20 protein-coding genes are annotated in these 22,487 nt (G+C 57.3%); 16 read left to right on the top strand and 4 right to left on the bottom strand.

From position 1 onward, the window contains the following. Positions 1-109: 109 nt before the first annotated feature. From B5495_RS02150 to B5495_RS02115, 8 genes are all read left to right on the top strand, one after another. Entirely contained in the window at positions 110-979 is an 870-nt protein-coding gene (locus tag B5495_RS02150; protein WP_079550937.1) for an OmpA family protein, read from the top strand. A gap of 242 nt (positions 980-1,221) precedes the next feature. Continuing rightward, complete coding sequence (thrS, locus tag B5495_RS02145; RefSeq protein ID WP_079550935.1) at positions 1,222-3,144, top strand: threonine--tRNA ligase; 1,923 nt, start codon at positions 1,222-1,224, stop codon at positions 3,142-3,144. 12 nt (positions 3,145-3,156) lie between these two features. Continuing rightward, positions 3,157-3,696, top strand: coding sequence for a translation initiation factor IF-3 (gene infC, locus B5495_RS02140; protein WP_079550934.1), 540 nt, complete (start codon positions 3,157-3,159; stop codon positions 3,694-3,696). 81 nt (positions 3,697-3,777) lie between these two features. Next, positions 3,778-3,972, top strand: a complete 195-nt coding sequence (rpmI, locus tag B5495_RS02135; protein ID WP_079550932.1) for a 50S ribosomal protein L35 — start codon at positions 3,778-3,780, stop codon at positions 3,970-3,972. Between the two features lie 64 nt (positions 3,973-4,036). Beyond that, the gene (gene rplT / locus B5495_RS02130; protein ID WP_079550930.1) at positions 4,037-4,390 is read left to right on the top strand and encodes a 50S ribosomal protein L20; all 354 of its coding nucleotides are present in this window, start codon (positions 4,037-4,039) and stop codon (positions 4,388-4,390) included. A 182-nt stretch (positions 4,391-4,572) separates the two neighbouring features. Next, positions 4,573-5,592 carry a phenylalanine--tRNA ligase subunit alpha gene (gene pheS / locus B5495_RS02125; protein WP_079550928.1) on the top strand — a complete coding sequence of 340 codons (1,020 nt, stop codon included), beginning with the start codon at positions 4,573-4,575 and terminating at the stop codon, positions 5,590-5,592. Positions 5,593-5,618: 26 nt separating this feature from the next. After that, complete coding sequence (pheT, locus tag B5495_RS02120; RefSeq protein ID WP_079550926.1) at positions 5,619-8,000, top strand: phenylalanine--tRNA ligase subunit beta; 2,382 nt, start codon at positions 5,619-5,621, stop codon at positions 7,998-8,000. A 75-nt stretch (positions 8,001-8,075) separates the two neighbouring features. Then, a complete protein-coding gene (locus B5495_RS02115; protein WP_079550924.1) occupies positions 8,076-8,384 on the top strand; it encodes an integration host factor subunit alpha in 309 nt (102 codons plus the stop codon). Positions 8,385-8,504: 120 nt separating this feature from the next. Here B5495_RS02115 and B5495_RS02110 read toward each other — a convergent pair whose 3' ends face one another. Then, positions 8,505-8,723: a DUF2788 domain-containing protein gene (locus B5495_RS02110; RefSeq protein WP_079550923.1), complete on the bottom strand. Its 219-nt coding sequence runs from the start codon at positions 8,721-8,723 to the stop codon at positions 8,505-8,507. A gap of 149 nt (positions 8,724-8,872) precedes the next feature. Between B5495_RS02110 and B5495_RS02105 the strand changes: the two genes are divergently transcribed. After that, complete coding sequence (locus tag B5495_RS02105; protein ID WP_079550921.1) at positions 8,873-9,337, top strand: flavodoxin domain-containing protein; 465 nt, start codon at positions 8,873-8,875, stop codon at positions 9,335-9,337. Next, the gene (locus B5495_RS02100; RefSeq protein WP_079550919.1) at positions 9,338-9,697 is read left to right on the top strand and encodes a hypothetical protein; all 360 of its coding nucleotides are present in this window, start codon (positions 9,338-9,340) and stop codon (positions 9,695-9,697) included. Positions 9,698-9,721: 24 nt separating this feature from the next. Here the strand turns inward: B5495_RS02100 and B5495_RS02095 are convergent, their stop codons facing one another. After that, entirely contained in the window at positions 9,722-12,241 is a 2,520-nt protein-coding gene (locus tag B5495_RS02095; protein WP_079550917.1) for an EAL domain-containing protein, read from the bottom strand. A 246-nt stretch (positions 12,242-12,487) separates the two neighbouring features. Here B5495_RS02095 and tig point away from each other — a divergent pair, with 246 nt between their 5' ends. From tig to B5495_RS02065, 6 genes are all read left to right on the top strand, one after another. Then, positions 12,488-13,840 (top strand): trigger factor, encoded by a 1,353-nt coding sequence (tig, locus tag B5495_RS02090; RefSeq protein WP_079550916.1) that lies wholly within the window; start codon positions 12,488-12,490, stop codon positions 13,838-13,840. Between the two features lie 73 nt (positions 13,841-13,913). After that, positions 13,914-14,531: an ATP-dependent Clp endopeptidase proteolytic subunit ClpP gene (gene clpP, locus B5495_RS02085; protein WP_079550914.1), complete on the top strand. Its 618-nt coding sequence runs from the start codon at positions 13,914-13,916 to the stop codon at positions 14,529-14,531. A 74-nt stretch (positions 14,532-14,605) separates the two neighbouring features. Continuing rightward, positions 14,606-15,886: an ATP-dependent Clp protease ATP-binding subunit ClpX gene (gene clpX, locus B5495_RS02080; protein WP_079550912.1), complete on the top strand. Its 1,281-nt coding sequence runs from the start codon at positions 14,606-14,608 to the stop codon at positions 15,884-15,886. 208 nt (positions 15,887-16,094) lie between these two features. Further along, positions 16,095-18,506: an endopeptidase La gene (gene lon / locus B5495_RS02075; RefSeq protein ID WP_079550910.1), complete on the top strand. Its 2,412-nt coding sequence runs from the start codon at positions 16,095-16,097 to the stop codon at positions 18,504-18,506. 186 nt (positions 18,507-18,692) lie between these two features. Continuing rightward, the gene (locus tag B5495_RS02070; RefSeq protein WP_079550908.1) at positions 18,693-18,965 is read left to right on the top strand and encodes an HU family DNA-binding protein; all 273 of its coding nucleotides are present in this window, start codon (positions 18,693-18,695) and stop codon (positions 18,963-18,965) included. 258 nt (positions 18,966-19,223) lie between these two features. Further along, on the top strand, positions 19,224-21,059 hold the full coding sequence (locus B5495_RS02065; protein ID WP_079550906.1) for a SurA N-terminal domain-containing protein: 1,836 nt from the start codon (positions 19,224-19,226) through the stop codon (positions 21,057-21,059). A 78-nt stretch (positions 21,060-21,137) separates the two neighbouring features. Here the strand turns inward: B5495_RS02065 and B5495_RS02060 are convergent, their stop codons facing one another. Both B5495_RS02060 and B5495_RS02055 read right to left on the bottom strand, forming a co-directional pair. Further along, the gene (locus B5495_RS02060; RefSeq protein WP_079550904.1) at positions 21,138-21,920 is read right to left on the bottom strand and encodes a UDP-2,3-diacylglucosamine diphosphatase; all 783 of its coding nucleotides are present in this window, start codon (positions 21,918-21,920) and stop codon (positions 21,138-21,140) included. Between the two features lie 14 nt (positions 21,921-21,934). Beyond that, entirely contained in the window at positions 21,935-22,447 is a 513-nt protein-coding gene (locus tag B5495_RS02055) for a peptidylprolyl isomerase (protein WP_079550902.1), read from the bottom strand. Positions 22,448-22,487 lie beyond the last annotated feature (40 nt).

Below are 22,487 nucleotides of genomic sequence, written 5' to 3'. Positions count from 1 at the left end.
GCCGGCCTGTGCTGGGATAACGCCTGCGGATGCTTAAATAAAAGAAGCACGAAAGTGGAAGCTGGTTCGTGATATCACTTCCCGCATTGGATCAATGAAGGAGTTTCGCATGAAAAAATCAACGACTGGCTTGCTGATCGGTTCTGCCCTTGCTGTTGGCCTTTCCGGCTGCGCCAGCTCGGCGTCACAAACGTCTGGGCAAACGGCGAGCAGTGATGCAGACCGCAGCTGGTATCAGCATCCTGCTGTATGTGGTCTGGCCGGCAGTGTGATTGGTGGCGGTCTGGGTTATGCCTCAAGCAGTGAGTCTGACGAAGATACCGGCGCGGCTGTCGGCGCAACGGCAGGCGCTGCTATTGCGGCTTACCTCTGTGCTGACAAGTCTGAAGAAGTCAAGCCGCAGTGCCCGAGCTACGGTGAAGTGCCGGCCGGCGTCGCCGTCAATGCAGAAGGTTGCCCGCTTGATTCGGACAACGATGGCGTGCCGGACTACCGTGACCAGTGCCCGGGTACACCGGCAGGCGTTGCCGTTGATGCCAAAGGCTGCCCGCTTGACTCTGACAATGATGGCGTGCCGGATTACCGCGACCAGTGCCCGAACACTCCGGCCGGTGAGGAAGTCAACGCGCTGGGCTGCCCGGAAAGCCTGGTACTGGAAGGCGTCAACTTCGAGTTTGATTCTGCTACGCTTACCAGTCAGGCCGAATACGAGCTGGATGACGTAGCCGAGAAGCTGGTAAACAACCCCAAAGTGCGCGTACGCATTGAAGGGCATACCGATTCCGTAGGTGGTGCGCAGTACAACAAGGATCTGTCGCAGCGTCGTGCTGAATCCGTGGCTAGCTATCTCCAGTCGAGCGGCGTACAGCAAAATCGTATGAAGTCGGTTGGCTTTGGTGAAGAGCGTCCGGTAGCGACCAACGATACTGACGCTGGCCGTGCTGAAAACCGTCGCGTAGCACTTGACGAGTGGAACTAAGCAGCCAGTACACGCTGAAATAAGAGGCGTAATGTATTGAGCTGACAGCAGTGAATGTATCGCTGTGAACAAGCGGGAGGCGTATACGCCTCCCGCTTTTCTATTTCTGGGATGCCTGAAATCTGGTAGGCTGTGTCGCCATTGTGCGGCTCAGTCTGCCGCTTTATACCGCCGATAACGACCATTGATAGCGATATGTGATCCTTGGTGTGGATCACCACTGCGCTCAAGGAAAGAATTGAATGCCCATAGTTACCTTGCCTGACGGCAGCCAGCGTTCGCCGGACGAGCCGCTCTCTATTATGCAGCTGGCAGAATCCATTGGCCCTGGTTTGGCCAAGGCTTGCATCGCCGGAAAAATCGATGGCGTGCTGGTTGATGCTGCTGATCTGATTGAGCAGGATGCCGACGTGGCGATTATCACATCACGTGATGCCGAAGGGCTGGATATCATTCGCCATTCCTGTGCTCACCTGGTTGGGCATGCGGTCAAGCAGCTATATCCCGACGCGAAAATGGCGATTGGGCCCGTGATTGATGATGGCTTTTACTACGATGTCGACTTCGGTCGTTCGGTAACGCCAGAAGACCTTGAGACGATCGAAGCGCGCATGCAGTCGCTGATCAAGCGGGAATACGATGTGGTGCGCGAATATGTCGACCGTGATAAAGCCATGTTGGCATTTCTGCACCGGGATGAACCTTACAAGCAGGAAATCGTGCGGGATATCCCCGAAGGCGCGACCATCAGGCTGTATCACCACGAAGAATACGTGGACATGTGCCGCGGGCCGCATGTGCCCAATACGCGCCATCTCAAGGCGGTCAAGCTAACCAAGCTGGCCGGCGCTTACTGGCGCGGTGATGCTGAAAACCCGATGTTGACGCGCATTTATGGCACAGCCTGGGGCGATAAAAAACAGCTCAAGGCCTATCTCAAGCGGCTTGAAGAAGCGGAGAAGCGTGACCACCGTAAGCTTGCACGCAAGATGGACCTCTTTCACCTGCAGGAAGAAGCCCCGGGCATGGTGTTTTGGCACCCCAACGGGTGGAGCATGTATCAGTCGCTTGAAGACTATATGCGGCGGATACAGCGTGAAAACGGTTACCAGGAAATCAAGACCCCTCAGGTAGTCGATCTGTCGCTATGGAAAAAATCGGGGCACTGGGGACATTACAATGAGCTGATGTTCACGACGGAATCGGAAAAGCGCGAGTACGCAGTCAAGCCGATGAACTGCCCGTGTCACGTGCAGGTCTTCAATCAGGGGCTCAAGAGCTACCGTGACCTGCCGCTGCGCCTGGCCGAGTTTGGCTGCTGTCACCGCAATGAACCTTCAGGTTCGCTGCACGGCTTGATGCGGGTGCGTGGCTTTACCCAGGATGACGCGCATATTTTCTGTACTGAAGATCAGATTCAGGCGGAGGCCGAGGCGTTTATTGCCTTGACGCTTGAGGTCTATGAAGCGCTTGGCTTTAGTGATGTTGAACTGAAGCTTTCCACACGCCCGGAAGGCTACCTGGGAGAAGCGGTGCTTTGGGATCAGGCTGAAAAGGGGCTTGAGGCGGCGCTCAACGCTACCGGCCTTGATTGGGAGCTCCAGCCGGGGGAAGGCGCTTTTTACGGCCCGAAAATTGAATTTGCGCTGCGTGACTGCCTGAATCGTGTCTGGCAATGTGGTACGCTGCAGTTAGACTTCAACCTGCCAGGGCGGCTGGGTGCTCAGTACGTTGATGAAGACGGTAGCCGCAAAGTGCCGGTTATGCTGCATCGCGCTATACTGGGGTCGTTCGAACGCTTTCTGGGCATTTTGATAGAGCACTACGCCGGCGCGATGCCGCTCTGGCTTGCGCCGCAGCAGGTGGTGGTCATGACTATCACTGATGCGCAACGTGATTATGCCCTGGCATTAGAGCAGCGTTTGCAAAAACAGGGCCTTCGGGTGAAAGCCGACTTGAGGAATGAGAAGATCGGCTTTAAAATCCGTGAGCACACGCTACAGAAGGTTCCCTATCTCCTGGTGGTAGGAGATAAGGAAGTTGAGACTGACTCGGTCGCCGTACGCACGCGCAGCGGCGAAAATCTTGGTACCATGGCGATTGAAGAACTCATCCAACGTCTTGACACCGAGAGAGCAGCTCTGACGACATCGTCAATTGCCTAAGGAGACGGAGCAATCAAGCGAAGCAACCAGCGCGGGCGCCCACAAGAAAAGCGCCCACCAATGAACGAGCGCATTATCGTGGACCAGATACGCCTGATCGACAGTGACGGCGAACAGCTCGGGGTCGTGCCCACGCGCGACGCTCTCGAGCGTGCTGGAGAAGCGGGAATGGATCTCGTGCAAATTTCGAATGCCGATCCTATCGTCTGCAAGATAATGGACTACGGCAAATTCGTCTTCGAGCAGAAAAAGCAAAAAGCTGCTCAAAAGAAGAAGCAAAAGCAAATCCAGGTCAAGGAAGTCAAATTCCGTCCTGGCACCGATGAAGGCGACTATCAGGTAAAGCTGAAAAACCTGACCCGCTTTCTGGAAGGTGGTGACAAGGGTAAGGTCACATTGCGCTTCCGGGGACGTGAAATGGCGCACCAGGACATCGGCCGCAAGCTGATGGAACGGATCGCCGCAGACCTGGATGATATCGGATCAGTGGAGTCCTTTCCCAAAATGGAAGGGCGCCAGATGATCATGATTCTTGCCCCGAAGAAGAAGTGATCCAATGGCCGGTCAAACGGGCCAGCGTTTTTCGCTGGTTGGCCTTGGGTTTTCTAAAAAATATCGAGCGGAGCTATTCTCATGCCGAAAATCAAAAGCAACAGCGGTGCTGCAAAGCGCTTCAAGAAGACCGCTAACGGCTTCAAGCACAAGCAGTCTTTCCGTAGCCACATTCTGACTAAAAAGTCGACCAAGCGTAAGCGTCAGCTGCGTGGTATGAAGCAGATTCACGGCGCCGATAAAGCGTTGATCCAGCGTATGCTGCCGAACCTGTAAGCGGTCGAATTTTCTGGAAAACGCCAAATGGCGTTGTTCCAGCCTTTAAAGTCAGGAGTGTGTTATGACTCGTGTTAAGCGTGGCGTAGTTGCCCGTCGTCGCCATAAAAAAGTGTTGAAGCAGGCCAAAGGGTATTACGGTGCCCGGTCGCGTGTTTTCCGCGTTGCCAAGCAGGCCGTTATCAAGGCCGGTCAGTACGCGTATCGTGACCGCCGTAACCGCAAGCGCCAGTTCCGCGCGCTGTGGATTCAGCGGATCAACGCCGGTGCACGTCAGCAAGGGCTGTCGTACAGCCGTTTTGTTGGTGGTCTGAAGAAAGCCGGTATCGAAATTGATCGTAAGGTACTGGCTGACTTGGCTGTTCACGAGAAAGCGGCGTTTGCTGCCATCGTGGAAAAAGCCAAGGCTGCCCACTAACGCATTATTGGCGCCGCGCGCGTACGTAATGCGATAGGTCTCATCACGTGACCCGTACAGGGGAAGAGCAGCCGCTCTTCCCCTGTTTTTTTGTCACCGTCAACTTGCCATTCCTGATGTTTGTCATTTTTGATGCTGGTCATTTCTGACATCAGGAGAATGCCTAACTCGGAGTCAATCGGATGGATCACCTTCCTACTCTGGTCTCTGACGCACGCTCTGCCATCCAGGCAGCATCAAGCGTCGCGGCGCTAGAAGAATTACGTGTCCACTATCTGGGCAAAAAGGGCCAGGTCACGGCCTTGCTTAAAGGGCTGGGTAAGCTTTCAGCCGAGGAACGCCCGGCGGCCGGTGAGCGCATCAATCAAGCCAAAAAGGCGCTTGCCGACGATCTTGAGCAAAAGCGTAACCAGTTGGAAACGGCGGCGCTTGAAGCACGGCTGGCGGCGGAAGAAATTGACGTAACGCTACCCGGGCGAGGCCAGCCCCAGGGCGGCCTTCACCCGGTAACACGCACGCTGGAACGCATCGAAGCGCTGTTTACCCGCATCGGTTTTGACGTTGCCGTAGGGCCCGAAATTGAAGACGACTATCATAATTTCGAGGCGCTCAATATTCCCGCGCACCATCCAGCGCGCGGCATGGCGGATACCTTTTACTTTGACGCCACGCGGCTGTTACGTACGCATACCTCGCCGGTGCAGGTGCGCACCATGAAGGCCAGCGAACCGCCGATTCGTATCGTTTGCCCCGGGCGGGTGTATCGTAGCGACTCGGACTTGACCCATACGCCGATGTTTCATCAGGTAGAAGGGTTGCTGGTTGACGAAGGCATCAGCTTTGCCGATCTGAAGGGCACCATTGAAGATTTTCTCCACGGCTTTTTTGAACGCGAAGATTTGTCGGTGCGTTTTCGCCCCTCTTACTTTCCGTTTACCGAGCCGTCGGCAGAAGTCGATATCCAATGCGTGATATGCAGCGGTGAAGGTTGCCGCGTGTGCTCTCACAGCGGCTGGCTTGAAGTGATGGGCTGCGGCATGGTGCACCCCGAGGTATTCAAGCACTCGGAAATTGACGCTGAGCGCTTCAGCGGTTTCGCTTTCGGCATGGGGGCAGAGCGTTTGGCCATGTTGCGTTACGGCGTTAACGATCTGCGCCTGTTTTTCGATAACGACCTGCGCTTTTTGCGCCAGTTTGCCTAAGCCTACTGCTGAACACAGGATAGAACATGAAGTTTTCTGAACAGTGGCTGCGTGAATGGGTGTCTCCGCAGCTGGATACGCAGGCCATGGCCGATCAAATCACCATGGCGGGTCTGGAAGTAGACGCCATCGAACCCGTAGCCAAGGCATTTAGCGGCGTTGTCGTTGCCGAAGTGCTGAGCAAAGAGCAGCACCCTGATGCCGACAAGCTGAATGTCTGCACCGTCAACGACGGCTCGCCAGAGCCGGTGCAGGTCGTATGCGGAGCGCCGAATGTGGCAGTCGGGCAAAAGGTCCCCTTTGCACAAGTGGGTGGCGTGCTGCCCGGCGACTTCAAGATCAAGAAAGCCAAGCTGCGTGGCGTTGAGTCACGTGGCATGATCTGCGCTGACTCCGAACTGGGGTTGGCAGAAGAAGCCTCGCCGGGCATTTTTGTGCTGCCGGCATCGGCTCCCACGGGAGAAGATTTTCGCCGCTACATGGGGCTGGATGACACCACGATTGAGGTGGATTTGACGCCCAACCGCGGTGACTGCCTGAGCCTCAAGGGGCTTGCCCGGGAAGTCGGTGCGCTTAACCGCCTGGCCGTTACCCTGCCGGAAACGCAGCCGGTAGCAGTGAGCATCGACGCGACGCTGCCGGTACAGATTGAAGCGGCGGAGCAATGCCCGCGTTATGTCGGGCGTGTGGTAGAAGGCGTGGACGTGTCGGCGCCGACGCCACTCTGGATGGTCGAACGCCTGCGTCGCAGTGGCGTGCGTTCGATTGATCCCGTGGTGGATATCACCAACTACGTCATGCTGGAACTGGGACAGCCGCTGCACGCCTTCGACCGCGATAACCTGGAAGGCGGCATCATTGTGCGTCAGGCGCATGACGGCGAACGATTGGCGCTGCTGGACGGCCAGGAAATGACGCTGCGTCCGGAAACGCTGCTGATTGCCGATCATCAGAAACCGCTGGCCATTGCGGGCATCATGGGCGGCGAAGGCTCAGGCGTTAGCCCGGCTACCCGCAGCATCTTTCTGGAATCAGCGTTTTTCTCGCCGCTGGCCATTGCCGGACAGGCTCGCTCCTACGGGCTGCATACTGACGCATCACACCGCTTTGAGCGCGGCGTTGATCCGCAGCTGACCGCTGACGCCATTGAGCGCGCAACGGCGTTACTGCTGGACATATGCGGTGGAAGCGCCGGCGCGCTGATAGACGTAAAAAGCGAGGCTCACTTGCCAACGCCGCCGCGTATTACGCTGCGTGCCGCGCGGCTGGAAAAAATTCTGGGCAAGGCGCTGGCGGCGCATGACGTAGGCGATATTCTCACCCGCCTGGGCTTTGACGTTAGCGTAACGGCCGATGGCTGGGACGTGGGCGCGCCCAGCTGGCGATTCGATGCGGCCATTGAAGAAGATTTGATCGAGGAAGTGGCGCGCATTCACGGCTACAACAATTTCCCGGTACGGCGTCCGGCTGCGCGCCTCGCGCTGCGCCCGGGTAATGAGGCCGGCGTGACCCAGGCGCAGCTGCGCCGGCAAATGGTCGCACGCGGGTATCAAGAGGCCATTACCTACAGCTTTGTGGCCCCGGAGCTTCAGGCAACGCTGTTGCCTGACGCTGTGTCACCGACGCTTGCGAACCCCATTTCCAGTGATTTGTCGGTAATGCGTGCCAGCCTGTTCCCGGGGTTGGTACGCGCGTTGGACTACAATCTTAATCGACAGCAGACGCGCGTGCGGTTGTTCGAGACGGGGCTGGTGTTTAACGGCCATCTGGACAATCTGCGCCAGACGCCAATGCTCGGTGCGCTGGCGTGCGGCTCACGTTACCCCGAAGGCTGGAGCGGCAATCGAGAACCGGTCGATTTTTATGACATCAAAGGTGACCTTGAAAGCCTGTTTGCACTGGGCAGCTGCCCCGAAGACTGGCGTATGGAATCGGCAGAGCACCCTTCGCTGCACCCGGGACAGTGCGCACGCATACTGTATCGGGGTCAGGAAGCCGGCTGGCTGGGTACGCTGCACCCTGAGGTGCGCGCCCGGTTGGGGCTCAAGGCCGATGCGGTAGGGTTTGAGGTCAGCATGGACGCCTTGAGTAACGGCCGTGTGCCTGCGTTTGTGCCGCTATCTCGCTATCCCGAGGTACGCCGAGATCTGGCGTTTACCGTTGCCCAGTCCGTGCCGGTGCAGTCGCTGCTGGATACCGCAGCGGCAAATGCTGGTGAGCACCTCACCGCAACACGTCTATTTGACGTTTACGCCGGCAAAGGCGTCGCCGAAGGGGATAAGAGTATCGCCCTGGGCTTGACCTGGCAGCATCCATCGCGCACGCTAAATGATGATGAAATCAACCAGTTGGTGGATTCAATTGTTGAGCAGGTGCAGCATGGGTTTAACGCCGTGTTGCGTGGTTAATCGAGTGTTAATTGAGTTCGCCGCCGACGGCCGACGTCACCCTCCGGGGTGGCGCCCGGTATGAGGAGAAGTCTGATGGGTGCGTTGACCAAAGCAGAGCTGGCGGAGCATTTGCATGCCGAGCTTTTATTGTCCAAGCGGGAAGCAAAATCGGTTGTCGAAACCTTTTTTGAAGAAATCCGAGCCTGTCTGCGCGAAAACGAGCAGGTCAAACTATCAGGGTTTGGTAACTTTGATCTGCGCGATAAGCGCGAGAGGCCCGGGCGCAACCCCAAAACCGGCGAAGAAATTCCGATTTCAGCACGTCGGGTCGTGACCTTTCGCCCGGGGCAAAAGCTCAAGCAGCAGGTCGAAAGCAGTACGGACAAACAGCACGGCAGATAGCGTATCCTGCCGGTATCAGCGGCCAGACACGGCGGTGGCCAGCAACAGCCAAAGAGCAAAGGAGTGCCCCGGTGGCGCTCCTTTTTTCGTCCAGCATTTGTATACCGCTGACATGCGGCGTTAAACGATGCCGCTTTCCAGCATCCAGGTAATGACCACCTTGAAAACGTAGCCAAACATACCGGCGCCCAGCACGATAAACAGCATGAACGTGCCAAAGCGGCCGGCGTTAGACTTCTTGGCCAGGTCCCAGATGATAAAGCACATGAAAATGATCAGTCCGCCGATCATTATCGGGGTGACCCAGGCTTCAAACGTTTGTTGCAGAGTAGGGTGCATTAATAACCTCAGGCGAGATGGGCGCATTCAGCATGCTGGATGCGAGGGCAATCAGGAACGTGCTAATATTTGACCAAATTCATCAGGTATTTGTCGACCGTTAAAGGGTAGGCGTCGGCAAGCAGGCAACGATGACAGGAGAGCCGTAAGTGTCTCAGTTGAATATTTTTGTCGGTACCATGTACGGCGGCGCGCTGGATGTGGCCGAACAGGTTAAGCCGTTGTTTGAAGACGCGGGTTACTGCGTCGAGATTATCGAGCAGCCCACGCTTGAGATGCTGACCGCCGATACGTCAGCGCTCACGCTGTTTTGCGTTTCCACGACCGGGAATGGGGATTTCCCGGGCAATTTTGTGCCCTTCGCCCGCGAGCTTCAGGAGCAAAGCCCGGCACTGGCTGCGCTGCGTTACGGCATTATTGCGTTGGGCGACAGCTCTTACGACGAGACATTTTGCGGTGCGGGGCGCGCGCTGGACGCCCGGCTTGAAGACCTGGGAGCAACGCGGCTGGGCGAGCGCCTTGAGGTTGACGCCATGGAAACGTTCATGGCCGACGACGCCGCGGTGCCGTGGGTAGAAGAGTGGATCGAATCACAGCAGCTGAAGGTTGCCTGAATGAGCCAACGCATGACATCACCCGAGCGCATTAGCTTGGGCGCGGGGCTGTGCGCGATTATGCTGGCGACGCTGCCGCGCTATGTGGCCGGCGGCCACGATACGCGACTCACGCTTGTCCTGATGGCGGTTGCAGCCATTGTGCTGGTCATGGGCATCCAGTGGCGCTGGCTGCCCGAAGAGGGCAAGCAGCGCCTGCCAGCGCTGTTTACGCGTCTGCTCGGCCTGTTGGTGCTGGGAGTAGGCGCAAGCTTTGCCTGGTATGGGATGACCGGTTCAGGTAGCGGGTGGGCGGTCTCGCTATCCCACGGTGCAACCTTCGGGCTGTTGTTGTATGCGCTGACGCTATGGCGCCGCTGATGCAGCTTCATTTGTTGCGCATCGTCAGCTGTCGGTTTGCGGTATCGCAGCACTGTGTTGGGTGTTCAGCAGCGTCGTAAACGCGTCAGCCGTCATGGGGCGTGCGGTATAGAAGCCCTGGATCAGGTCAATGGCGTACTCGCCCAGTTGATCCCACTGCTTTTGCGTTTCCACGCCTTCCGCGACAACGATCAGGCCAAGCTCCCGGGCAAGGCTTGCAATAGCGGCGATAATCGCGCGGCTGCCGCGAGTGTTATTGTCCAGTGCAACGATAAAGCTGCGATCTATTTTGAGACTGTGGGCCGGAATGTTCTGCAGATAATTCAGCGATGAATAGCCGGTGCCGAAGTCATCTAGCGCAATGCGAAAGCCACGCTCGTTAAGGGCCGTCAAGATTGCCATGCCCTGGTCGTGCTTGTTCAGCAGCATGCTTTCGGTCAGCTCAAAAATAATCAGTTCGGGCGGGATACCCGCAGCCGAGAACCGGTCAGCGATATCGTCGGCAAAGCCGGCCTGCCAGAATTGCGCGGCCGACAGGTTGATCGCCACGGGAACCGGCGCCTGCCCCTCATTTTGCCACCGGGTGATGTCGCTGATCACCCGGTCGAGTATTTGCTCACCCAGCGGCAAAATCAGCCCCGAGCGTTCGGCCAGAGGAATAAATTCCCCCGGCGGTATCAGCCCGCGTACCGGGTGTTGCCAGCGTACCAGTGCTTCGGCGCTTTTCAGCTGGCCGCTGTCACGGCTGAACAGCGGTTGATAGTGCATTACCAGGCCGTCACCGCGTTCCAGCATGTCGCGCAGTTCGGTTTCCAGGCTCAGGTGATGGCGCGCCTGCACGTCCATTTCCGAACGGTGCAGGCGATAGGTGTTGCGGCCTTCGTTTTTGGCCCGGTACATCGCCGCATCAGCGCTCTGGATCAAGGCTTCAGGCGTGGTGCCATCGTCCGGGTAGAGGCTGATACCCAGGCTGCAGCCAATGCGAAAGGTGTGCTGTGCGATACAAAAGGGCGCGCTGACCGTATCAATCAGCCGCTGAGCAATACGCGTGGCTTCGGCAAAGTCATTGATATCGGGCAGCAGGGCAATAAACTCATCGCCTCCGAGGCGTGCCAGCGTATCGTCTTCGCGCAGCTTCTGACCCATGCGCTCCGAGACCTGCAGCAGCAGCTCGTCGCCAAGGGCGTGACCGAGCGTATCGTTGACCTGTTTGAAGTGGTCCAGGTCGATAAAAATAACGGCCAACGGGCTTTTTGAGCGGTGTGCATGGCGAATGGCCAGCGTGATGCGGTCGTCCAGCAGCCGCCGATTGGGTAAGCGTGTTAGCGCATCATAGTAGGCCAGATGGCGAATTTGCTGCTCGTTTTCACGCATATGGGTGATATCGGTAAATAGCCCGGCGTAATGCTGGATGTTGCCCTGATCGTCGTTAATTGCCGTAATGGTCAGCAGTTCCAGATACAGCTCGCCGGATTTTTTGCGATTCCATACCTCGCCGCGCCAAAAGCCGGTCTGGTTAAGCGTGTGCCACATTTTTTGATAAAAGGCCGCGTCCTGACGCCCCGACGACAGCACGCCGGGATTGCGGCCGGCCACGTCTTCAAGGGTATAGCCGGTGAGGTGGGTAAACGCCGGGTTAACAAACTCGATGCGTATGTCAGGGTCGGTAATAATGATGCCTTCAAGCGACGAATCGATCACCTTTTCGGCCAGCTGCAGGTGCTGGCGCGAGCGGACGAGTGCCGCATCGCGTTGCTCGAGCGCCTCGCGAAGATCTTTCAGATAAAATTGCTCGGCGCCGACCAGCATGTCGCGAAAGCCCAGTAATCCGCTGGTATGGCCCTCTGCGTCAAGCACCGCCAGATGACGAATACGATGATTAAGCAGCAGGTCGCGCGCTTGTAGCAGCGGCGCGTTTTCATCAATGGTTAACAGCGGCTGGCTGGCAAGCCCGGCAATCGCGGTGTTGCCCGGATGACGGGCGATAAAGCGCACAAGGTCGCGCTCGGTCAGAATGCCGAGTGCATCGCCACACAGCACGATAATGGCTTCGTGCCCGCAGCGGTGCATTTTGTCGGCCGCTTCGGCCAGCAGCGTTTCGCCTGGTAGTATCAGCGGCGCCGTACGCATTGCCGCATGCACTTCGCGCAGCCGTAAATAAGGCTCGAGCCCCTGGTTCAGTGCAATGTCGGTTTGCGATAGAATACCCACAGGGGCATCGTCATCGACGACCAGCAGGTGGCGATAGCCCAGCGCTTTCAGTAGCAGTGCCGCTTCACCCAGCGTTTCATGAGCGTTGATGGTGGCAACCGGATGGCTCATGCGCTCAGCGATGGGGCGGCGCACTTCAGCCGCTTGGCTAAAGTCCACGGCCAGTGCATCATGCTCGGTCCAGATGCCCACGGGCTGATCGTTTTCGACCACGAGAATGGAGCTGCAGTGACGTTCGGCCATGCGCCCTGCGGCCTCGCTAAGCGGCGTTTGGGGCGAGCATTTGAGCATTCCCGTCTGCATGATGCGTGAAATGGAAAGATCTTGATTCATAGGCGTGATGATCAAAGCTCAAGGCAGATGCTGAAAAAAGATTGGTTTGCAAGCTTAACATGCAGGCCTGTATTGCAAAGCAGGCATGACAAAAAAGCCCTGCGCCCCAGTCGGTGGACTTGTAATTCAACGCCAAGCCCCCATGTTACGCGCATGGCGCTTGCCAGCGTGCAAAAGGGTTCTTAAAATCGTCCCCTTAATTTTTTATTGATATCACTATATTGCCCAGCCGCTAGAGGACAGTTCATGCAAGTTTCCGTTGAGACAACCTCCCCGATCGAACGCCGCATTACCATTCAGGTGCCGGCCGCTGAAATCGACGAGGCTGTCAGCGCTCGCTTGAAAGACACCGCGAAGAACGTACGCCTGAATGGCTTTCGCCAAGGCCGGGTGCCGATGGCGGTCGTGGAAAAGCGCTACGGCCCGAGCGTTCGCAATGACGTGGTAGGCGAAGTCATGCGCGAGCGCTATGTTCGTGCCATTACCGAGGAATCGCTGAACCCGGCGGGCTATCCGTCGATTGACGCCAACGTCAACGAGGCCGGAAAGGACCTCGAGTTCGTCGCCATCATGGAAATCTACCCCGAGGTGGAGCTGGCCTCCATTGAAGGCACCAGCGTTGAGCGCCCGGTCGTTGATGTGACCGATGCCGACGTTGAAGAAATGATCGAGACGCTGCGCAAGCAAAACGCCGACTGGCAGGAAGTCGAGCGTGCCGCGAGCGACGGCGATCAGGTCAAGATCGACTTTCAAGGCTACATCGATGATGAGCCATTTGAAGGCGGCAGCGCAGAAGGGCACGAGCTGGTATTGGGCTCCAACAGCTTTATTCCCGGGTTTGAAGGCCAGCTTGAAGGCGCCAAAGCCGGTGAAGACAAGACCATCAGCGTCACCTTCCCTGACGACTATCAAGCCGAACAGTTGGCCGGTAAAGAAGCCACCTTCAAGGTCAAGGTGCACCAGATCAGCGCGCAGGTGCTGCCCGAAATCGACGCTGCCTTTATCGAGCGTTTTGGCGTTGAAGGCGGAAATGAAACCGAGTTTCGCGCTGAAGTGAAGAAAAACATGAATCGTGAGGCGCTGCAGGCCGTGGATAACCGCGTCAAGCAGCAGGTGCTCGATGCGCTCAAGGCCGCGAACGATATCTCGGTGCCGAGCGCGCTGGTTCAGCAGGAAACCGACGGCATGAAGCGCCAGGCGGCACAGCAGTTTGGTCTCGGTGAAGACTTTGATGTCAGCCAGCTGCCCAACGAGCTGTTTGAAGAGCAGGCCAAGGGCCGCGTTCAGGTGGGTCTGCTGCTGGCGGAAGTCATCAAGCAAAACGAGCTCGAAGCCAGCGATGATGAGATCAAGGCCAAGGTAGAAGAGCTTGCCGGTCAGTACCAGGATCCGCAGGAAGTCGTTGACTACTACATGAGCAACGATCAGCTGAAAACCCAGGTGAAATCTGCCATTCTGGAAGAGAAAGCAGTTGCTCAGCTGCTCGAGCAAACCCAGGTAGCCGAAGTCGAAATGACCTACCAGGAGGCGCTCGCCGCAGCACAGCAGCAGGCCGAGCAAGGCGAGGAAGAAAACGCGGATGAGCAGGCAAGCGCCTGATATCGGTTTTCAACACGCGGCGCGCCGCCAAGACGGCGCGCCTTTCCCTGACCGGACGCAAGGAATCACCTGAATGAGTGAGTTGGATATTCAAAACGCCGGCGGTTTAGTGCCCATGGTGGTTGAACAAAGCGCCAAAGGGGAAAGATCCTACGATATTTATTCACGCCTGTTGAAAGAGCGCGTGATTTTTCTGGTGGGGCCGGTAGAAGACTACTCGGCCAACCTGATCGTGGCGCAGCTGCTGTTTCTCGAGTCGGAAAACCCGGATAAAGACATTCATCTTTATATCAATTCGCCGGGCGGCTCGGTGACGGCGGGCATGTCGATTTACGACACCATGCAGTTCATCAAGCCTGATGTATCGACAGTTTGTATCGGGCAGGCGGCAAGCATGGGCGCGCTGCTGCTGGCCGGTGGTGCCGCGGAAAAGCGCTTTTGTCTGCCGAACTCGCGGATGATGATCCACCAGCCGCTGGGCGGTTACCAGGGGCAGGCATCGGATATCGAAATTCATACCCGCGAAATTCTGGGTATCCGCGAACGCCTGAATCATATCCTCGCGCATCATACTGGCCAGAAAATTGAGACAGTATCGAGCGATACCGATCGGGATAATTTCATGAGTGCCGAGCAGGCCAGCGAGTATGGTCTGATCGACGCAGTGCTGGATAAGCGGCCTACATCCTGATAGCGTGATAGGATTCCGTTTTTTCAACGAGCTTTTTTGGCGGCTGTTGCCGCCGCAGTGACAGAGGTACGCGAATGTCCGACGGCAAAGGCAAAGACGAAGAAGGTAAACTGCTTTACTGCTCGTTTTGTGGCAAAAACCAGAACGAAGTACGTAAGCTGATTGCCGGTCCGTCCGTGTATATCTGCGATGAGTGTGTCGACCTGTGTAACGACATCATTCGCGAGGAAGTTCTCGAAGCCGATGCCGAGAGTGATGAAGAGCGTCTGCCGAAACCTCGCGAAATTCGTTATACCCTGGATGATTACGTCATCGGGCAGGATCGCGCCAAAATGGTGCTGTCAGTGGCGGTGTATAACCACTACAAGCGGCTCAAGTCCGGCGTGGCTGAAGATGACGTTGAGCTGGGTAAGTCAAACATCCTGCTGATTGGCCCGACGGGCAGCGGTAAAACGCTGTTGGCCGAAACCATGGCACGACTGTTGAACGTACCCTTTACCATCGCGGATGCAACCACGCTGACGGAAGCCGGCTACGTGGGTGAAGACGTCGAAAACATCATCCAGAAGCTGCTGCAAAAATGTGACTACGACGTCGAAAAGGCAGAGCGCGGGATTGTTTACATTGACGAAATCGACAAGATTTCACGCAAGTCCGACAATCCTTCGATTACCCGCGACGTATCCGGTGAGGGGGTTCAGCAGGCGCTACTCAAGCTGATCGAAGGCACTACCGCATCGATACCGCCTCAAGGCGGTCGCAAGCACCCGCAGCAAGAGTTTGTGCAGGTTAATACGGCCAACATGCTGTTTATCGTGGGTGGCGCATTTTCCGGTCTGGACAAGGTCATCAGCGATCGCACTGAAAAGGGCGGTATCGGCTTTAACGCCAGCGTCCAAAGCAAGGATACCGCGCGTGGCGTGGGCGAAGTGCTGGCCGACGTGGAACCCGATGATCTGGTCAAATTTGGCCTTATCCCCGAGTTTGTCGGTCGTCTGCCGGTCATTGCTACGCTGACCGAGCTGACCGAAGACGCGCTGGTGCAGATTCTGACCGAGCCCAAGAACTCGCTGGTCAAGCAGTATGTCAAGCTGTTTGAGATGGAAGACGTGACGCTGGAGTTTCGCGAAGACGCTCTGCGTGCCGTTGCCATCAATGCCATGGAACGCAAGACCGGGGCTCGCGGGCTGCGCTCTATTCTTGAGTCCGTGCTGCTGGACACCATGTACGAGATCCCCTCGCTTGAAGGGGTCAGCAAAGTGGTGATCGATGCCTCGGTGATTGCCAAGGAGAGCGAGCCATTGCTCATCTACGCGCAGCAAGAGCAGGCGCAAAGTGACGGCACCGACGGCTAGCTTACGGTCGCGCAGGCCTGGCTGATACCGCTTGCGCCATCGAAAAAGGGGTCGCCTTGGCGGCCCCTTTTGCTTAGGCGCCATGGCGTGGTTAATGAGCGCCTCCGCCGTTGCGTGCCTGATCCACGTATTCGCTTAAGCATTTCTTAAGTTCCTGTCTTAAGAGCTCATCTTAAGAACTCACCCGATTTGTTGAGGAACGTCTGCGATGCAGCAGAACGCCGAAAAGTCACAGTGTTTTCCTTTATTGCCGCTGCGGGATGTTGTGGTTTACCCGCAGATGGTTATTCCGCTGTTTGTCGGGCGTGAAAAATCCATCCAGGCGCTGGAAGCGGCCATGGAAGCCGACAAGCGCGTGCTTCTGGTTGCCCAGCGCGAAGCCTCGCAGGATGAGCCCGACAACGCCGACCTTTATGCCATGGGCACCGTGGCCGACATCATGCAGCTGCTTAAGCTGCCGGATGGCACGGTCAAGGTGCTGATTGAAGGCAGCTTCCGTGCCGACGTAACCAGTACCGACGAGCACGACGACGGCTATACTCAGGCCTGCGTCACGCCGCGTGAAAGCGAGCCGCTGACGGAGCGCGAGCGCGAAGCGCTGGTGCGCGTACTGCTCAACCAGTTTGAGCAGTACGTTAAACTGTCCAAAAAAGTGCCCAATGAGGTGCTTAACTCGCTGTCGGGCATCGAAGATCCCAGCCGCCTTGTAGATACCATCTGTGCGCACCTGTCGCTCAAGATCGGAGACAAGCAGGAACTGCTGGAAATGGATCGCGTGCGCGATCGTATCGAGCACCTGATGGCGCTGATCGAGTCGGAAATTGACTTGTTGCAGGTAGAAAAGCGTATCCGCTCGCGGGTCAAGGAGCAGATGGAAAAGACCCAGCGTGAGTACTATCTGAATGAGCAGATGAAAGCCATTCAGAAGGAAATAGGTGAACTCGACGACGTACCCAACGAAGTCGAGAAGTACGAGAAGGCCATCGAGACCGCCGGCATGCCCCAGGAAGCGGCGGAAAAGGCTACGCAGGAGCTCAACAAGCTCAAAATGATGTCGGCCAATTCGGCCGAAGCCACCGTGGTGCGCTCGTATCTTGACTGGCTGGTCTCGGTGCCGTGGAAAAAGCGCACGCGCGTCAAGCATGATCTGATCCGGGCGCAGGAAGTGCTCGACGAGGATCACTACGGCCTTGAAGAGGTAAAATCGCGCATTCTCGAATATCTGGCGGTACAGAAGCGCGTGCGCAAGATGAAAGGGCCGGTGCTGTGCCTGGTCGGCCCGCCAGGGGTGGGGAAGACCTCGCTGGGTCAATCCATCGCCCGGGCCACCAACCGCAAGTATGTTCGTCTGGCGCTTGGCGGCGTGCGCGATGAGTCGGAAATCCGTGGTCACCGGCGCACTTATATTGGCTCGCTGCCGGGTAAACTGATGCAGCGCATGAGCCGTGCCGGCGTCAAGAATCCGCTTTTCTTGCTGGATGAAGTCGACAAACTGGGCATGGACCATCGCGGGGATCCCTCTTCGGCGCTGCTGGAAGTGCTGGATCCCGAACAGAACAACAGTTTCAGTGATCACTACCTGGAGCTTGACTACGATCTGTCCGAAACGCTGTTTGTTTGCACCGCCAACTCGATGAACATCCCCGGTCCGTTGCTCGACCGTATGGAGATCATCCGTTTGCCGGGCTACACCGAAGACGAAAAGCTGGGTATCGCCAAGCGCTTTCTGTTGCCCAAGCAGCTAACGGCCAACGGCCTGAAAAGCGGCGAGTTGGCATTGGAAGATGACGCACTGCTGGAGCTGATCCGCTATTACACGCGTGAAGCCGGCGTGCGTGAGCTTGAGCGCCAAATTGCCAAGGTAGCGCGTAAAGTGCTGCGTGAGCGCCTGGAGCAAGAGGGGGCGGGCAAGAAGCCGCAGCCGGGCAGCGTGCTTGAAGCTGAGCACATCGAAGATTACGCCGGCGTCCGGCGCTATAGCTACGGGCTGGCTGACCAGCACGACCAGGTCGGCCGGGTTACCGGGCTTGCCTGGACATCAGTGGGCGGTGAATTGCTGACCATCGAGTCAGTGGTGACACCGGGCAAGGGGCGCGTCAACAAGACCGGCTCACTTGGCGATGTGATGAAAGAATCGGTCAGCGCCGCGCATACGGTGGTGCGTGCGCGTGCAGAGGCGTATGGTATCGACGCTGAGCGGTTTGAGAAAGAAGACCTGCATATTCACGTTCCCGAAGGGGCGACGCCCAAGGATGGGCCGAGTGCCGGTGTCGCGATGGTAACGGCAATGGTCTCGGCCTATAGTAAGCAGCCGGTCCGCTGCGATGTGGCAATGACCGGTGAAGTGAATCTGCGCGGTGAGGTTCTACCGATTGGTGGCCTCAAGGAGAAATTGCTGGCGGCCCGGCGCGGTGGTATAAAGACCGTCCTCATACCCGAGGAAAACCGCCGTGATCTCAAGGAAGTGCCGGATAATATCAAGGACGCGCTGGATATCCGTCCGCTGCGCTGGGTCGACGACGTGCTCGCGATTGCCTTGAGCGACACCGGTCAGGATGGCGCCGTTACGGATAAAGGGGAAAAGGCGTTGGCGCGTGAAGCACTTGCCAATACGCATTAAGCCGAAAAGCGTCTTTTCCAACATGTAGAATAACGCCCAAAGCCTTGTATGGCGGGCGTTTTGTGGCACGGTCGCTTGACAGTCATTTCACCGCGTTGCTATAAACAACGGCTATGCTTTGATCGTCGAGCCAAGCGGTGACCGTGCCTTTCAGAGCTATTTTTTGAAACAGTCAAGGGGTGAAGTGTGAATAAGTCCGAGCTGATTGAAGCCATTGCTGCGTCTGCTGATATTCCCAAGGCAGCAGCAACACGCGCATTGGATGCCATGGTGGAGTCTGTCACCGATAGCCTCAAACAGGGCGAAAGTGTTTCACTGGTAGGCTTTGGTACCTTCACGATCAAAGAGCGCGCCGCGCGTACCGGTCGTAATCCGCAAACCGGCCAGCCGATTGAAATCAGCGCGGCCAAGGTGCCGAGCTTCAAGGCGGGTAAAGCGCTGAAAGACGCCGTTAATTGAGGCAGGGATTGGGCGTTACGCTCAATTCAGGCATTACCGCGGATCATAAGCGCTGCTGCGAATCTTGAGCCGCGCATCGGGCATGGGCAAAGACAACGCTGCCAGGACCGATGACGCTGCCAGGATATAGTGACATGGGCGCATCGCCAACGCGGTGCGCCCATGTCATTTTTAACGCGGGAAAAATCACGGGAAAAGCAGGCGCGCTAATCCAACGCTCTCACTTGAGCCTTCTGGCTGTGTTTATCTGAGGCAAGCATGCTGCAAAGTATTCGAAACGGTTCCAAAAGCTGGGCCGCGAAAATTATCATCGGCGTCATGGTCGCGGCCATGGCGCTGTTTGGCGTGGAGTCGTTGTTTAGCGTCTTCGGCAAGGATCCTGACGAAGCGGCCAGCGTCAACGGCGAAACCATTACCCGCCAGCAGGTCGAGCTTGAAGTTCAGCGCACGATGCGCTCGGGTCAGGTGCCGTCGGAGCAGGAGAGCGCGTTACGCAACGATATGCTGAATCAGCTGATTACTCAGCGTTTATTGACTCAGTATGCGGAAGACGGCCAGTTCAAAATATCGGATGACCAGTTGGACCAGCTGATCGTCAGCCTGGACGAATTCAAGGATCAGGAAGGCAACTTCTCCGCTGAGCTGTTTCGTAACCGCCTCGGCAGTGCCGGCTATACACCGCTGGCGTTTCGCAACGAGCTGCGTGCCGACATCATGCGCCGCCAGCTCCAACAAGGGCTGGCGCTCAGCGACTTCACCCTTGAAGCAGAGCAGCAGCGTCTGGCAGAGCTTCAGCGTCAGGCGCGCAGTTTCCGCTATGCCACGCTCACGCCGGACAATACGGCGATTGATGTAAGCGTCTCGCCTGACGATGTCACGGCCTACTATGAAGCCAACACCGAACGCTTTAAACGCCCTGAGCAGGTGCGGGTGAACTACATCGTGCTGGATCGCCAGACCATGGCGGATGAAGCCGATGTTAGTGAAGACGAGCTGCGCCAGGCCTGGCGCGAGCAGAGTGATAATGCCGATCGCCGTATTTCACATATCATGATCGGCTTTGGTGATGAGCGTAGCCGCGAAGAGGCGGACGCGGTTGCCGACAAGGCGCTGGATGATCTGAATGGCGGCGAGAGCTTTGCCGATACCGCCGCACGCTACTCGGACGATACCGCGAGTGCCGAAAACGGCGGCGATTTAGGCGAAATCAGCCGAGGCTTTTTTGGCGAGTCCTTTGATGATGCGGCCTTTTCGCTAAGCCAGGGCGATGTCTCCAATCCGGTCGAGATGGATGGTGCTCTGCACATCATCAAAGTCACGGATATCAATCGGCCGCCGTTTGAGCAGCAGCGCGACAAGCTGCGTCAGATGATCGCCAGCCGCCAGGTGGACGGTGAATTCAACGAGCGCGCACAGCTCTTGATTGATGAAAGCTTCGCCGCGGATGATCTGCAGGGCGTTGCCGAAGATATCGGGGCGACCGTTGAAAACAGCGACTGGCTTGCCCGTGATGGCGGTAAAGGCGTGCTGTCAGAGCCTGGCGTCATGGACAAGGCGTTTAGCAACGACGTGCTGGAAGATGGCTATAACAGTGACGTGATCGAGCTGGATGAGGATCGCCGCCTGGTGCTACGCGTTGCTGAACATCGCGAAGCGACAACGCTGGCGCTGGATGAGGTGCGCGACGACGTCGAGCAACTGGTGCAAGCGCGTCAGCAGAAAGAAGCGCTGACTCAGCGCGCTAAAACGCTGATTGGTAACCTCAAGGCGGATGAGAACGCTGCTGAAAGTACCGATCTTCAATGGCAGCAGGCAAGCGATGTTTCGCGCCAGGCAGATACCTCGGTTGCCCGCGAAGTCGTCGATGCGGCGTTTCGTATGCCTGGCCCGGAAGAGGGGCAGAGCACTTATGCCCATGTGGCTATGCCCAGCGGCGTAGCGATTATCGCGCTGGACCGCGTGTCTCAGGGCGAGCCCAATGCGGAAGTGGAAGGGTTCGTGGCCCAAATGACCGAGCAGCTGCGCGGCCAGGCCGTGATTCAGGGGCTGATCGATTATCTCCACGAGGAAGCAACGATCGAAACCGACAGCTAGTGTCGTGATCGTGTTGGATGAAACCCAAAACGCCGACCCTCAGGGCCGGCGTTTTTTGTTGCGTACCAGGCGCTCGTATCAACCGCTGGCAGGCGGCTCCCCCAACGAAAACTGGCGCAGGCGCAGGTGGGCATACGGTGCGTCGCTGTCTTCCATTACCACAATGTCCCAGCCGTGTTCCTCGCTCCAGTCACCGAGCACATAGCGCTTGGCCGGCACGTCTTCCACGGTCAGATCATGCACTTTGGGGCGGTGAGTGTGGCCGTGGATCATGGTGGCAACGCCGCACTGTTCCATCAGTTTGACGACCTCGGACGGCGTAACGTCCATGATATCTTCTGCCTTGCCGGCATTGGCCTCGCCGGATGTCTGGCGCAGTTGTTTGGCTAGCGCCGCACGCTCGGCAAGCGGGCGTGCCAGCATTTGTGCCTGCCATTCACGGCTGCGCGCTTGCTGGCGAAAGGCCATATAGGCACTGTCCCGCGTGCACAGGCTGTCACCGTGCAGCAGCACCATGGGAATGCCGTGCAGTTCGACTTCCTGTACCTCGGGCAATAGCGTGGCCTGGCAGGCCTCGGCAAAGCGCTCGCCAATCAAGAAGTCACGATTACCGTGCATAAAATAGACATCGGTACCGCTATTGGCCAGGTGTCGCAGCGCCTGAATAACCTGGCGCGCAACGTCGGCCAGCGGATGCGGTTGATCGAGCAGATCATCGCCCACCCAGGCATCAAACAGGTCGCCGAGAATATACAGGGCGCGGGCACCCTGAGCCGTGGTCTCAAGATAGCGGATAAACCCCTGCGTCATGGCCGGGGTTTGCTCGCTCAGGTGCAGGTCGGCTACCAGTAGCGTGCGCATGGGGCTCTCCGTAATCAGTCAGCGTCCTTGGCCGCGTCCTTGAAATAGGCGCGTTCGATCATCACGTCCTCGGCCGGCACGTCGGCATGCATGCCGCGGCGCGTGGTAGCCACTCCCTTGATGGTGTTGACCACGTCCATGCCGTCTACCACTTCGGCAAACACGGCGTAGCCCCATCCCTGCATGTTTTTGCCGGTATGGTTAAGGAAGTCGTTATCGCCGACGTTGACGAAAAACTGTGCCGTGGCAGAGTTTGGATCTTGCGTACGCGCCATGGCCAGCGCACCCTTGACGTTTTTCAGCCCGTTATCGGCCTCGTTTTCAATCGGGTCGTGGGTCGGTTTCTGGTTGAAATCCTTGTCAAAGCCGCCGCCCTGAACCATAAAGCCGTCGATCACCCGATGAAATAGCGTGTCGTCATAAAAGCCTTCCTTGACATAGCGCTCGAAATTGGCAGCCGTCTTGGGGGCCTTTTCGTGGTTCAGCGCGATAGTGATATCACCTTGACTGGTCTGTAATACGATCATGGGTACATTCCTGTTCAATAAAGGCATTCGCCTTGTTTAA

This window comes from Vreelandella subglaciescola (genome assembly GCF_900142895.1).
Lineage (GTDB): Bacteria > Pseudomonadota > Gammaproteobacteria > Pseudomonadales > Halomonadaceae > Vreelandella > Vreelandella subglaciescola.
Note: the sequence above shows the minus strand (reverse complement) of the source record. Positions and strands in the feature narration are given on the sequence as shown.